The organism is Bacillus sp. YP1 (assembly GCF_000877815.1).
GTDB classification, from domain to species: domain Bacteria; phylum Bacillota; class Bacilli; order Bacillales; family Bacillaceae; genus Bacillus; species Bacillus subtilis.
Genome location: NZ_CP010014.1, coordinates 2,718,775 through 2,732,606 on the forward strand (window position 1 = coordinate 2,718,775; position 13,832 = coordinate 2,732,606).

At 42.3% G+C, this 13,832-nt stretch carries 14 protein-coding genes; 2 read left to right on the top strand and 12 right to left on the bottom strand.

Features of this window, described 5'->3' with window-relative positions:
- Positions 1–30: 30 nt before the first annotated feature.
- Positions 31–366 carry a DUF4257 domain-containing protein gene (locus QF06_RS13355; RefSeq protein ID WP_003246114.1) on the bottom strand — a complete coding sequence of 112 codons (336 nt, stop codon included), beginning with the start codon at positions 364–366 and terminating at the stop codon, positions 31–33.
- A 404-nt stretch (positions 367–770) separates the two neighbouring features.
- Between QF06_RS13355 and QF06_RS13360 the strand changes: the two genes are divergently transcribed.
- Positions 771–1,556: a YtvA family blue-light photoreceptor gene (locus QF06_RS13360; RefSeq protein ID WP_014477717.1), complete on the top strand. Its 786-nt coding sequence runs from the start codon at positions 771–773 to the stop codon at positions 1,554–1,556.
- A gap of 236 nt (positions 1,557–1,792) precedes the next feature.
- Here QF06_RS13360 and QF06_RS13365 read toward each other — a convergent pair whose 3' ends face one another.
- Positions 1,793–2,986: an MDR family MFS transporter gene (locus QF06_RS13365; protein WP_041851117.1), complete on the bottom strand. Its 1,194-nt coding sequence runs from the start codon at positions 2,984–2,986 to the stop codon at positions 1,793–1,795.
- Between the two features lie 188 nt (positions 2,987–3,174).
- Here QF06_RS13365 and QF06_RS13370 point away from each other — a divergent pair, with 188 nt between their 5' ends.
- Entirely contained in the window at positions 3,175–3,921 is a 747-nt protein-coding gene (locus tag QF06_RS13370) for an LMBR1 domain-containing protein (protein ID WP_014477720.1), read from the top strand.
- Positions 3,922–3,957: 36 nt separating this feature from the next.
- Here QF06_RS13370 and bceB read toward each other — a convergent pair whose 3' ends face one another.
- From bceB to ytrA, 10 genes are all read right to left on the bottom strand, one after another.
- A complete protein-coding gene (gene bceB, locus QF06_RS13375; RefSeq protein WP_041851118.1) occupies positions 3,958–5,898 on the bottom strand; it encodes a bacitracin ABC transporter permease BceB in 1,941 nt (646 codons plus the stop codon).
- On the bottom strand, positions 5,888–6,649 hold the full coding sequence (bceA, locus tag QF06_RS13380) for a bacitracin ABC transporter ATP-binding protein BceA (RefSeq protein WP_003229137.1): 762 nt from the start codon (positions 6,647–6,649) through the stop codon (positions 5,888–5,890). Before bceA ends, bceB begins: the two co-directional genes overlap by 11 nt.
- A 101-nt stretch (positions 6,650–6,750) precedes the next feature.
- On the bottom strand, positions 6,751–7,755 hold the full coding sequence (bceS, locus tag QF06_RS13385; protein ID WP_041851119.1) for a two-component sensor histidine kinase BceS: 1,005 nt from the start codon (positions 7,753–7,755) through the stop codon (positions 6,751–6,753).
- On the bottom strand, positions 7,748–8,443 hold the full coding sequence (gene bceR, locus QF06_RS13390) for a two-component response regulator BceR (protein ID WP_041851120.1): 696 nt from the start codon (positions 8,441–8,443) through the stop codon (positions 7,748–7,750). Before bceR ends, bceS begins: the two co-directional genes overlap by 8 nt.
- Positions 8,444–8,539: 96 nt before the next feature.
- Complete coding sequence (gene ytrF, locus QF06_RS13395) at positions 8,540–9,850, bottom strand: ABC transporter permease YtrF (protein WP_041851121.1); 1,311 nt, start codon at positions 9,848–9,850, stop codon at positions 8,540–8,542.
- The gene (ytrE, locus tag QF06_RS13400) at positions 9,840–10,535 is read right to left on the bottom strand and encodes an ABC transporter ATP-binding protein YtrE (protein ID WP_014477726.1); all 696 of its coding nucleotides are present in this window, start codon (positions 10,533–10,535) and stop codon (positions 9,840–9,842) included. The genes ytrF and ytrE overlap by 11 nt, the downstream gene beginning before the upstream one ends.
- A gap of 14 nt (positions 10,536–10,549) precedes the next feature.
- On the bottom strand, positions 10,550–11,527 hold the full coding sequence (ytrD, locus tag QF06_RS13405; RefSeq protein WP_043940179.1) for an ABC transporter permease YtrD: 978 nt from the start codon (positions 11,525–11,527) through the stop codon (positions 10,550–10,552).
- Positions 11,528–11,556: 29 nt separating this feature from the next.
- The gene (gene ytrC / locus QF06_RS13410) at positions 11,557–12,543 is read right to left on the bottom strand and encodes an ABC transporter permease YtrC (RefSeq protein ID WP_015483589.1); all 987 of its coding nucleotides are present in this window, start codon (positions 12,541–12,543) and stop codon (positions 11,557–11,559) included.
- Entirely contained in the window at positions 12,537–13,415 is an 879-nt protein-coding gene (ytrB, locus tag QF06_RS13415; RefSeq protein ID WP_003229123.1) for an ABC transporter ATP-binding protein YtrB, read from the bottom strand. The genes ytrC and ytrB overlap by 7 nt, the downstream gene beginning before the upstream one ends.
- Positions 13,408–13,800: a GntR family transcriptional regulator YtrA gene (gene ytrA / locus QF06_RS13420; protein WP_003229121.1), complete on the bottom strand. Its 393-nt coding sequence runs from the start codon at positions 13,798–13,800 to the stop codon at positions 13,408–13,410. The genes ytrB and ytrA overlap by 8 nt, the downstream gene beginning before the upstream one ends.
- Positions 13,801–13,832 lie beyond the last annotated feature (32 nt).

The following is a 13,832-nucleotide window of genomic DNA, read 5'->3' on the forward strand; positions in this document are numbered from 1 at the left end:
GTACCCTGAACGGGCGAAGATTGAGGACAATTATTCGGGTGGAGTTTTGGTTTGACGTTTGGACTCGGCCGGTTCGCCGCCGCTGTTCAGTTCTCTCACAAAGTCAAAACTTCTGAGAACAGCTTCACCGCCGTAGCCTGAGATAATGGATAAGATGACAAGTTGAATTCCTGAATCGGGGTCAGCGGATAATACAAGTAAAATGGAAGCTGTCATTCCGATAAACCAATCTTCCAAAAATCCAAGGTAGATAAACCGCTTCGTCATTCTGGGCTTCTCCAGTCTGCCTCTCTTTTTCACATGACCGAGAATCCCCATGATTCCTCCAATTACACAAGCAATAAGTACCTGATGCAGCATCTTCATCATCACCTTCCTAAAGCCCTTATTTCGTAAAGCGACTTCAGGCCATCCAGCCCCCTTAAACGATTCCGATGATTTTCGATATCTACATACCGGCAAATCTGTAAAAAGCTTGTTTCTTCCATTATATGTGAACACATGATCGGTAAGCTTGATGCATTGGATTCATTTTTCACCCAGTGACATTTACCTAGTCACCTATTTAGCATGTAGAAAACCTTTCCGTTCATATGTTCATATTCTGTTCTTATTTTTAGTGTATACGAGGACAAGCCCTAATGACAAACAACAAACTGCACTTGCTTGAATCAGAACATGTGTTGTGCTACGGTTACTGTAGAATTCATTTTAAAAAAGGGGAATATCAGGCTTTCGCATAGCAAGCTGACGGCCTAAGGGGGATTTATATGGCTAGTTTTCAATCATTTGGGATACCAGGACAGCTGGAAGTCATCAAAAAAGCGCTTGATCACGTGCGAGTCGGTGTGGTAATTACAGATCCCGCACTTGAAGATAATCCTATTGTCTACGTAAATCAAGGCTTTGTTCAAATGACCGGCTACGAAACCGAGGAAATTTTAGGAAAGAACTGCCGCTTCTTACAGGGGAAACACACAGATCCTGCAGAAGTGGACAACATCAGAACCGCTTTACAAAATAAAGAACCGGTCACCGTTCAGATTCAAAACTACAAAAAAGACGGAACGATGTTCTGGAATGAATTAAATATTGATCCAATGGAAATAGAGGATAAAACGTATTTTGTCGGAATTCAGAAAGACATCACCAAGCAAAAAGAGTATGAAAAGCTTCTCGAGGATTCCCTCACGGAAATTACTGCACTTTCAACTCCTATTGTCCCGATTCGCAATGGCATTTCAGCTCTTCCGCTAGTCGGAAACCTGACAGAGGAGCGATTTAATTCCATCGTTTGCACATTGACGAATATCTTATCAACATCCAAAGATGATTATTTGATCATTGATTTATCCGGATTGGCCCAAGTGAACGAACAAACGGCCGACCAAATTTTCAAGCTGAGCCATTTGCTGAAATTGACTGGAACTGAGTTAATCATTACCGGCATTAAGCCTGAATTGGCCATGAAAATGAATAAATTGGATGCCAATTTTTCGTCGCTGAAAACATTTTCAAATGTAAAGGATGCCGTTAAAGTGCTTCCGATTATGTAAAAAGATCCCGCTTATCCGGCGGGATCTTTCAGATTGTTGACAAAATCCTAAAATGGTTTTCATTTTAAGATTTTGTCATCTTTTCAGCGTGATTGAAAACCCTTGAAGTCTAGGAAGGACGAGCATAGGAGCGGAGCGAATGTTCTAATTCGTGAGCACCGAAGCGCAGGCCTGACAACGAATGCGAGGGTTTGTCGACACGCTGAAAGATCCCGCTCATTCGGCGGGATCTTTTATTATGAAGAGATTGATGCCTGCTTATTTGTTTCTTTAGCTGATTTTATCCGTTTGTCATATAGAAGCGTTGTGGCAATACTGATCAGCAGCAATACCAACAGAGATAAAACAAGGGCCTTAATGCCGTAATGATCGACAAGCACTCCTCCGAACAGGGGACCAATCATTCTGCCGCCTGTCGCCGCACTGTTGACAAAGCCTTGATAAAAGCCTTCTTTCCCTTTAGGGGCGAGCTGATTGGCAATTGTCGGCACAGCAGGCCAAACAAGCATTTCTCCGATCGTCAGGATCACCATCGCAGCGAGAAACATCGGAAATTGCTTTGCAGTCAGCAGCATGCTGAAAGACACAATAAAAATGATAAAGCCGATGACCATTTGCGCTTTTAGCGACTCGGCCCATTTTTTCACCACAAAACTGACGAGCGGCTGGCCGAGCACAATTAGAATTCCGTTAACCGTCCAGAGCACGCTGTATAAGGAAAGAGATATTCCAATGCTTTGTGTGTACGAAGCAATTGTGGTGGACCATTGAGAATAAGCCAGCCATCCGAGTACATAGCCTCCGCTTAAAATGATCAATGCGGCAAATTTTGCTTTGCTGTTCACAGCATCATAATCAAGCACGGATGTTTGGGATGCATCGCCCGTCTGAATATTTCGAAATCCGAAATATACAACAAAGAAAAAGATCAGATACAATACGGCATTTGCCAAAAATACATATGAAAACGAGAAAGATGCCACGACACCGCCAAGTGCTGAACCGACGGCCACACCCGCGTTTTGCGCGACATATATCGCATTAAATGCCTTCCTTCCCCCTTCAGGCCATACCGATCCCGCCATTGCGTAGCTGGCCGGAAAAACTACACCGGAGCCAAAGCCCACAATCGTCAGCAGCACAATATAGGCTGGCCAATCATGAAAAAAGACAAGACCCATCAGGCTTGCTAACGTAATGGCTATCCCAAGCATAATCGATTTAAAACCGCCGATTTTATCAAACAAAAAACCTCCGCATAAATTACCAGCCACACTGGCGCCGGAATTCAGCATCAGGACAAGTCCGGCTACTGTTAACGACTTTCCTAAATGATTATGGATATAAATCGTATTCAGCGGCCATAAAAAAGAAGCACCCGTCACATTGATAAACATTCCAATGACTAAAATTTTAAGAGCACGCGGCATACTTATCCCCCTTTCTTACCTAAAAAAGCTCATGAAAAAAACGAAACCTAAAACGGCTCCGTACGAATCCAGTTATCATAGCACATTCATTCTATCTGTCTCTCTCACATTTTTCAACTGATGAGCGTGAAAAAATCTAACAAATATTGTTTGAAAAATGTAAAATAAATAGAAAAAGGGGTCATATTATGGAAATGGTATTAGCATTCTTAGGTTTTCTGGCATGTCTCATTGCACTGGGCTATGGATTATATCACTTTGTCAGATATGTACTGAAAAAGGAAAAACGTTTCTCCAAGAGACTTTTTTGGCCGCTTTTCATTGGAGGCCTTGTGCTGCTCTTTACCGGGGCAGCATTGGCAGAACCTGACACTTCCGCAGCAAATGCCGAGAAAAAATATTCAGCGCTAAACGCCGAATACAAAAACCTCACAAAAGAGCATGAAGAACTTGAGAAAGAATATAAATCTGTCAGCTCTGAAGCAAAGAAATTAAAAGACAACAAAGAAGATCAAGACAAGCTTGAGAAGCTTAAAAACGAAAATAGCGATCTAAAAAAGACTCAGAAATCATTAAAAGCTGAGATTAAAGAGCTTCAAGAAAATCAAAAGCAGCTCAAAGAAGATGCAAAAACGGCAAAGGCTGAAAATGAAACACTCCGACAAGATAAAACAAAGCTTGAAAATCAATTAAAAGAGACGGAAAGCCAAACCGCCAGTTCTCATGAAGACACTGGAAGTTCTTCAAACAATACGAGTAAAAGTGATGAAACCAAAACAGCTGACAAAGCAGAAGGCTGTAATATCAAAGGAAGCAAAAACGGCATCTACCACACGCCAGGCAGTACATACTATGACCGGACAACCGATCCGGCTGAAATGTTTTGCTCAGTTGAAGAAGCTGAAGCCGCCGGTTATAGGGCGCCAAAACGATAAACAAAAAGCTCCAGAATGTCTGGAGCTTTTTCTGTTTCACAACGACGATTTAATGACCTTCTTATAATAAAGAACTGACAGAAAACCAAAAATGGAGTAGAGCGCAGTATATAACACCATCACCATAATCATAGGCGCCCATACCTCTGATCCGAATAAGAACCAGCCGGATTGGACGGCAAAGTAACTGTGGAAGAGGCCGACAACGAGCGGAATGCCGAAGTTGTACATTTGTTTGATGCGTATTCCCTTTATCAGGTCGCCCTGCGTAAAACCGAGTTTTCTTAAAATCGTATAGCTCGGTTTTTCATCTTCACTTTCACCCATTTGTTTAAAATAAAGGATACAACCTGATGTAATCAGGAACGTTAACCCTAAGAAGCCGACGATGAACATCACCATACCAAACAGTGATTTTTGCGCAGCGCTTGTATCCAGTCTTGATAAATGCTCGTTTTTCTTGTTCACCTGTTGAAAAAGCTCATTTGCTTTTTCCATTTGATCGTCATGTTTCACATTGACGCCGATAAATGTAGATTGCGCCAGCTGAATGCGGGGGTCCTTATCCTTGTTCAGCTGTTGAAACAGGCTGTCATCCACAATGACAGCGGGCATGCCCCCGCTTGTAAACGTGTAGGATACAAGAAACTCTTCTCTTAATCCTTTATATTTTAATGGCTGCGTCTCATGTTTGCTTTTTATTTTAATAACACCAGAGTCCTTGAAAACCATTATTTTTTGCAGCAAGTCGGTGTATCCTGAGAAAACGGCTTCTCCAGCCGCCACATCGACTCCTTTTACATCTTTGTCGCTAACAACAGCAAGCTGCATATTGCTGGGATCGCCCTGCATCTCTTTCGGATTTCCATCCATGATATTTGCAATGTCAACATTTGCTTGCAGGACAGGTGTTGCCTTTTTTACAAACGAGATGTTGCTTTCCCTCAATCTGTTTTCAAATAACTTGGCATCTTTCTCATTCATGAATGAAAAATCAGCCGCTACATTTTGTTCAGCGGTCTTTTCTGACGAGTAATACGAGATGTAAGCAAGAGATAACAGCCCGATGGCGAGCGCTGAAACGGTTGTAATAATCGTCAGCAGCAAGGCGTTCGATTTCATTCTGAACATGATCGATGACAGTGACAGGACCTCAGAAATATTTAAGTAGCCGCCCTTGCTTTTTCGAATGATATTCGAGATAAACGTAACTGATCCTTTATAAAACAAAAACGTCCCGATAATGACGCTCCCCAGAATGAAGCTCATCGCACCAAACAGTTCATTAATGGTCTTAAATTTTCCGCCAAACAGCTCAGAAGACACATAGTATCCTGTCAAAATCAACACGATGCCTAAAGCGCCGATTATCATTTGGAAAAATGATATTTTCTTTACTTTGTCTTCAGTGGAGGACGTTACTTTAAACAAAGATAAAATACTCTGTTTTTTGATAAACGTATAATTCATGATCATGATCAAAAGGTAAATGCCGCAGAACACAATGACCGTTTGGACCAAGGCCTGCTCAGAAAAATGCAGTTTCGCATCCGCTTTGACATCGACAATTTTGAACAGAATCATCAAGACCAGCTTCGATATCGAAAACCCGGCCGCTACCCCGATCGCTAATGAACCGAAATACAGCATGACATTTTCTGCACTTAAGATGCGAAAAATTTTATGCTTCGTCATTCCAATTAATTGAAACAGCCCGATTTCTTTACTCCGTCTCTTAATAAAAATCGTATTGGCATATAAAATGAAGATCGCGACCACAGCCACAAGCAAAATCGAAGCGGTTTTAATAGCCGCAGCTCCCTTGATCGAAGCCTTCACTTCGTTAATTGCTGGGTCATACTGCAGCGTGACAAAGGCGAAATAAAGCGCCACGCTAAAGATGAGCGCAAACACATACAGATAGTAATTACGAAGATTCTTTTTCAAATTTCGCAGGATGAGCTGATTAATGTTCATGCTGCACCCCGCCTAACACGCCTTGCGTTTTCATAATATCCTGGAAAAACGTCTGCCTGTCCTGGCCCCCTTTATTCAGCTGTGTATACATTTGCCCGTCCTTAATAAAAATGACTCTGCCGCAGTAGCTGGCAGCGACGGGATCATGGGTAACCATAATAATCGTGGCGTTTCGTTTTTGATTGAGCTGGCTCAGCTTATTTAATAGATCAGAGGCCGATTTCGAATCAAGCGCGCCGGTCGGTTCATCAGCGAAAATAATGCTCGGGTCATGAATAAACGCTCTTCCGGCGGATGTTCTCTGCTTCTGGCCGCCGGAAATTTCATTCGGGTACTTATCCCGCAATTCATATATTCCCAGTTCCTTTGCAACTTCCTCAAACTTGCGATTGGCTTCCTTTTTTGATAGTTTCGTGATCGATAAAGGCAGAAGGATATTCTCTTTCACTGTCAATGTGTCTAACAAATTGTAATCCTGAAAGATAAAGCCTAAATGCTGTTTTCTAAATTCAGCCAGCTGCTTTTCCTTCATAGCCGTCATGTCATTTCCATTAATGTGAATGGTTCCGTGACTGACCTGATCGATTGAGGACAGAACGTTGAGCAAAGTGGTTTTTCCCGACCCGGAAGCACCCATAATACTGACGAATTCGCCCTTTTCAATGTGAATATCGATGCCCTTCAGCACTTCCTGTTTATTCAGCTTGTTTCCATAACTTTTTCGAATTTTATTCGCTTCTAAAATCACCATTTACGCAGTCTCCTTTATATTGGATAATCTCATTATAAAAAGGAATGCCGGGCTTTTCCTTCGATACGGCGAACAAAAAAGAAAAGCATGTGACATTTTCGTCACATGCTTATGACATGTTCAAATTGATTCCGTCTTGGAAAGGTTAATGTAAAAACTGTCCCCGCACCGAACTCCGACTCAACATCAATAAGGATCAATAACGGCGCCGCTGCTTTTTTTGCCAAGTACAGCCCCATGCCAGTTGACGCTTGATCATGGTGATCCGTTGTGGATGTAAACCCTTTATCAAAAATACGCGGTACATCTTTTGGATCAATGCCCCTGCCACAGTCTTTCACTTGGAGCTGCGTCTGTTCCCCTTTTTGAAAGCTTTTGATCTCGATTTCAGAGGCTTCGCTGTATTTCACCGCGTTTGTCAGCAGCTGCCTGATGATAAACGCCAGCCATTTTGCATCGCTCAGCACTTCTTTGGCATCGAGCTGTATGTCAAAACCGATCCCTTTTTGGATACACCACGATTGTAAATCTTTGATTTCTTTAAAGATCAAAGGCTGAAGCTGAATGAATTCTACAGACAGATCGTTTTCAATAAATGATATCCGTTTTTGATGAAGCTGCTGATCAAGAAGCAGGTGAATTCGCAGCCATTCATATGACAGCTGGGATTTCAGTGCTTTTTCTTCCATTCTATCAATGATTAAATGCATCGCTGTTAATGGAGTTTTGACCTCATGGATCCATGCCATCAGCTCATCTTTTTCATTTTCCAATGCTAAGCGATGCCGTGCTGCGGTCTGCTTCAAGTGTTCTGTTTGCCCGGCAATGCTTCTTTCAACCATTGCTTCAAACGGCGTTTCCGGTTCATTTATGGCTGTCACATCGAGATTGTTCTCCCATGTTTTCAAGCTTTTATAAAACGCTGTTTCTTTCCGATAGCGGAACCAAAGGAATATGATAAAAAACAAGATGCACAAATACACCATATAAAGTACATTCCCAAATGATATGGAAGGATCGACAAAAGCAATGAACAGCATCAAAGCCTGCTGAAACAAAAACGCGGCAATCCAGCTCCGCCTTTCGATAAGGAATGCTTTAATCATAGAACTTGTCCTCTTCCTTCGCGATGTAGCCCTGGCCCACCTTTGTCTCGATATATGCACCTAGCTGCAGGACCTCCAGTTTTTTTCGCAGGCGATTGACATTGACGGTCAGCGTATTATCACTAACAAAACGCTCATCGTTCCACAAGCTTCTGATCAGCTCTTCCCGGCTGACGATCTTGTTTTTTTGCTCTATTAGTTGTTTAAGAATGAACATCTCATTTTTGGTCAGTTCAACAGATCCTTTGTCATTGCTGACGAGGTTCTGCTCCGCGTCTACAGCAGCGCCGCACCACGTTTTAATCGTACTCGGCTCCGTATTATAATGGTGCACACGCCGGAACATCGCTTGGATTTTCGCAATCAGCACATCAAAATGAAATGGCTTTTGGATAAAGTCATCTGCCCCGAGCTGCATGGACATCACCATATCAGCAGGATGATCTCTGGAGGATAAAAAGAGAATCGGAACATTTGACCGGGAGCGGATCAGCCGGCACCAATGAAAGCCGTCAAATTTAGGCAGCTGTACATCAATAATGACACAATCAGGATTAACTGCCGCAAATTCCTGCAGCACCTGACTGAAATCCTGAATGCCGTATACATCATAGGACCATCCCGTTAAACGATCCTTGATTTCATGAAACAGCGATTCATCATCTTCAATCAGCAAAAGTTTAAACAATCAACTCACCGCACTTTTTCCTTTTTTATCAAGTGTATAGCAAAACGCCAGCATGTGCTATAGAAAAAGCCGGCTGTCTCAGCCGGCTCGTTCACATTATAGTTCTCTTCTCAAGGCTGTAAGCACGTTGGTTTTTGTTGCTTTTCTCGCCGGGTTCATTCCGGAAATGACTGCGACCCCTCCGCAAATCACAACGGCAATGATCACAAGACTCGCCGGGATGTAGGAGAATGTGTAATTCAAGTCCCCCGCATCGCTTCCGCTTGTGGCCGCAAGAATCATCGGAACGGCCAGGTTGACAAGGTAGCTCACGCCGTAAGAAATGATAATCCCAATCACACAGCCTAAAATTCCGATATACGCGCTTTCCATCAAGAACATTCGGCGAATGATTGACGGGCTCGCCCCAATCGCTTTCATAATGCCGATCTCTTGCGTTCTCTCTGTCACCGCCATCGTCATCGTGTTAAAAATGCCGATCGCTGAAATGATAACTGCGATACATCCGACAAAGATCAGTCCGATTTTGAAGACCATGAAGAAGGTATTGGCTCCCTCAAGTTCGGTAGTCACAGATGTGACATAGTACCCGTCATCTGTTAGATCATTTGTCAGCTGTTCCACATTCTCAAACTTATCAGCAAAAACACCAATGTTCGTTTCAACATTTCCGCCTTTGAAATCTAAGAATTCCGAAAAATCTTTTTTGAATTGATCACTGATAAAAATGTTTGAGTCCTCCATCCAGTCTTGAGATGGTTTTTTTGTAATACCGACAATTTTAAAGTCATATGTTTTTGTTTTTGTAACATCCCCTGTTTTAGGATCTGTCTTCGATACACTTAGTTCTATTGTTTTGTTCAGAATATCTTTCGTATAGCCCTTTGGTTCTTTTATATCTTCTGGATTTCCTTTTGCTTCTTCGATTTTTTTGTTATATTCTTCCGATTCTTTTTTCGTCAATAATCTCTTTGCGAAGTCGTATCCTACTACGATTTCATTTTCTGACTTTGCGACTCTTCCCTTTTCCAATTCCATATTGGCCTTTAATTCATCATTCATATTAGTAAAAATGAGATTTGAGCTTTCATTTGTACGATTGCCTAAAGTAGCTTTGTTTGGTTCATACACTTGCGTTCTTTCTACAACTGACCTTACGTGATCATACTTCTCTAAATCAGCTTTTTTAAGAGGCTTGTCTCCTTCCTTGCCCATTACACTGACTTTCGTTACAATCTGCTGGCTCATTGTCATATCTGTAATTGTCTTTTGAATCCCAAATCCAACGGACGACAGCACAACCAAAAACGCACACGCCATTGTTGTCGCAAGAATCGTCATAAAGACGCGAAGTCTGTTTTTCTTCATATTTCTTCTGATAAAATGAACCTGATCCTTAAACCTCAACGGTAATTCCTCCTTTTAGCACACCATCATGAAGCTGAAATTTTGAATGTCCGATAGAAGCGACTTCATCATCGTGAGTAATGATCACAAATGTAATGCCACGCTCACGATTCAGCTGCTGGATCAATTCCAGCACTTCATGTTCCGTTTCTGAATCAAGGCTTCCCGTCGGCTCATCCGCTAAGATAATCGAAGGATTTAAGATCAACGCTCGAGCAATACTGACACGCTGCTGCTGGCCGCCTGACAGTTCATTCGGATAATGAGCGGCGTGGTTTTCCAGACCGACGCGTTTCAGCATGTCCTGCACCTTTTGCTTCCGCTCAGATGGCTTGATTCCTTTTAACGCCAGTGGCATTTCCACATTTTCATACGTCGTTAAGCCCGGGATGAGCTGAAAGCTTTGGAAAATAAACCCGAAATGATCAAGCCGAAATTGCGCCCATTCCTTTTCATTAAACCCCGTAACATCAGTGCCATTAATGACAATCCGCCCTTTTGTCGGCGATATGTAGCCGGAAATCAAATTCAAAAGCGTTGATTTCCCTGAGCCACTTCGCCCGACAATACAGGCGATCTCACCTTTCGCCACACGTAATGAAACATCCTTCAATACTGGAACTTCATTCTCACGGCCCTTTTTTCCGATCGTGAAAGAATGGTCGATATGCTGAACATCTATCATATGTTCTCTCTCCCTTACAAAAGTTTCATTTTTTTATAAATCGCAAAATAACTAATCAAGAAACCGATTACCGCGCCGGCAGCCATGCCAATGAGATAGCCTGCAAAGCTTTCGCTGGCAGAAAATCCAAAGTAGCCGAAGCCCTTGATTCCTATGATAATCACGATCATCTGCACCGGACGGTCAAGCGGCTTCCATAAGAAGAAGTACCCGTTTCTTTCATTAGATAGTTTGACAAAACTAATATAGCCGATGATGTAGAAGATGATAGTCATGATAGCCGGAATCACTAAATAATATGGTGAATTCTCAGCCCATTTCGAGTCTATATAAATTATCGGAATGAAATACTGCACCCATTTGGGTACTGGACCATGGATAAAATCGATTGATCCGCCAAAAAGGATCTCCAGGTTGATCGCAGGCAGGCTGATGAGTAAAAACGGCGAAATCGCTACGGTAAATGAGACTAGAAGCTGTGCGAAACTATTGCCTGTCAAAGCTCCTCCGGCCATAACCAAAGAATAAGCCAGCATGCTAACAATAATCATTCCCAAGCTGTAATTGTGAAAATAAACGGCCTGATCAGGCTTCAAAAACAAAATCAGTAAAACAGATAAAACATAACCGATGAGCTGCGGGATCACAATCACCATTCCGCTAGTAAAGAACTTCGCGTTAAATATCTGCCCTCGTGTATAAGGAAGGCTTAATGTAAAATCAAAAAAGCCCTTGCTTCGTTCAATCCCTAGCTGGCTGACCGCCAAAACGACTCCCCAAATCCAAAACAATGAGATAAATGAGCTGTTTAAATAATCAACGCTGAATACGCAGGGGCCGACCCAATTTTCTTTTCCAGTGACACAGCCTTGATAGATGAGATACATATTTAAAATTGATAATGGATTACCTAATATAAAAACCAAAATGGTGATAACTAAGGCGACTTTATTCTGCCGCCACTCTTTGTAAAGCAGTCCGGAATCCGGCAACTCACTTCCCTCCAAACCTAAGGCATTTCTTACACTTTTGTTTTCTTATAAATAGAGAAGTAGCTCACAAAGAATCCAGCCACTGCCCCAATGATCATACCCAAAATATAACCAATAATGGAATGTCCGGTATAGTATCCAAATAAACCAAATCCAAGGATGCCGAAAGCCATAACCAGAATTTGCACCGGACGGTCTAATCTGTTCCATAAGAAAAAGTGTCCGTTTCGTTCACTTGGATGCTTTTTGAAGCTTATCAAACCAATCAAGTAAAATAGAATGCTCATTACGGCTGGAATCAATAAAAGATATTTACTGTTAGTCATCCATTCATTTACAACGTAACTAATCGGTACTAGGTTCGATAAATTGCTTGCCAGAGAGAAATAACTCTCAGGGGAAGGGAACATTTCCCATATACTCACACCAAAAACAACTTCAAGGTTTCCAACCGGCAATGCAATAATTAAATACGGCAATATAGCTGCAGAAAACGCCGTTAACAGCTGGGCAAAAGCATTTCCAGTTAACGCTCCGGCGGCCATCACCAGTGAAAAAGCCATAAAACTAATCACAATTACTCCAACGCTGCTGTGCTCAAAAAAGTAGACGTGTTCAGGGTTATAGACAACAATCAGCAGCCATGCGAGTAAAAAGCCAATCAATTGCGACAGCACAATCACAAAACCGCCTAACCAAAATTTCGTCTGGAAAATTTGGCTTCTGTTATATGGAAGGCTTAATATAAAATCCATCGTGCCTTTCGAACGTTCCATTCCTAGGAAGCAGACCGCCAAAATGACACCCGGCACCCAGTTGAGATCTATCAGATTGCTTATGGAATAATTCACAATAAAATCACAATATTGCGGGTCTTGGCGATCAAGACATCCTTGATAAGACAAATACGTATTAACGATAGAAAGCGGATTTGCCAGCACTAAAAACGCGATACTTAACAAAATCACCACTTGATTCTGCTTCCACTCTCGATAGAGGAGACCTCGGTCTACCATCTCCGCTTCCCTCCAAACTTCGCAATGAACACTTCTTCCAGGTTGACAGGAAGCTCATTCCATACTTTTGGCTTCAGCTCTCTCAAAAAGCTCTTTTTCTCCTCATCGCTTTTCGGAATCAGCACTGTGTAAAACACGCCGGCCTGATCGAGCATCGGAATGTTTTGCTCTCTGATGGCCAGATTGACATCTGTGTCAAACGCCATTTGTATTTTGATGTATTCTTCTTTTAATTCATCAAGATCCATGACGTTGGTCAGCCTGTTATCTTCAAGAAAGCCAATTCGGTTGCACATCCGCTCTATGTCTTCAAGCCGGTGGGACGTAATCAGGATACTCGTATCACGCTCTGCCACTTCATCGACCATCAGCTGCAGCACATCATGTCTAGTTACCGCATCAATACCATCCGTCGGCTCATCAAGGAGGATCAGCGCCGGTCTCGCCGCAAACGACAGAACGAGCGATAGCTGCTTTTTTAAGCCTGTCGACAGCTCACGGTATTTTTTCGTTTCCGGAATTTCGTATCTGTTCATCAGCTCATTCGCGTACGTGACATCAAATTTCGGATATATTCTTCTCAAAATATCGACTAACTGCTTGTATGTATACTTATCGTAAAACGGATTTTGAACAGGCATGTAGATGATATTTTGTTTGACTTTCGGGTGCTTTTTGATTTCTACGCCGTCAAATAAAATCGTTCCGCTGTCAGCGAAAATGATTTGCTGGATTAAGCGAAGCATCGTCGTTTTGCCCGATCCATTGCGTCCAAGCAATCCAAAGATTTCTCCTTTTTCGATTGTTAATGAAACATCTTTTAATACTTGATTGCCGTCAATCGCTTTTGACAGCTGCCGCAGTTCAATCATTTTTTTTGCCTCCCTTCACATCAGCGCTGATTTCCTTTATCCATTCGTGCAGTTTTTCCAGCTCAACCCCTGCATAGTGTGCATCGATGATGAGCTGTTTGAGTTGCTCTTTAATCATCGTCATCTTCCCTTCAACCAGTGTCGTTTTTGCATTCTCCGATATATAGGTCCCTCTGCCCCGCAGCGTCTCAATAATCCCCTCTCGCTCAAGTTCTTTATACGCTTTGCTGACAGTGTTCGGATTCGCAATAATGATCGTTGCCAATTCTCTGACAGAAGGAAGCTTATCACCAGGCTTCATGATCCCTTTCAAACAAAGCTCTTTCATTTGCTGAATAATTTGTTCGTAAATGGGTGTTGAGCTTCTTGGATCGATTTGAATCATTTACTTCCCTACTTTCTATACGATCTGAACCT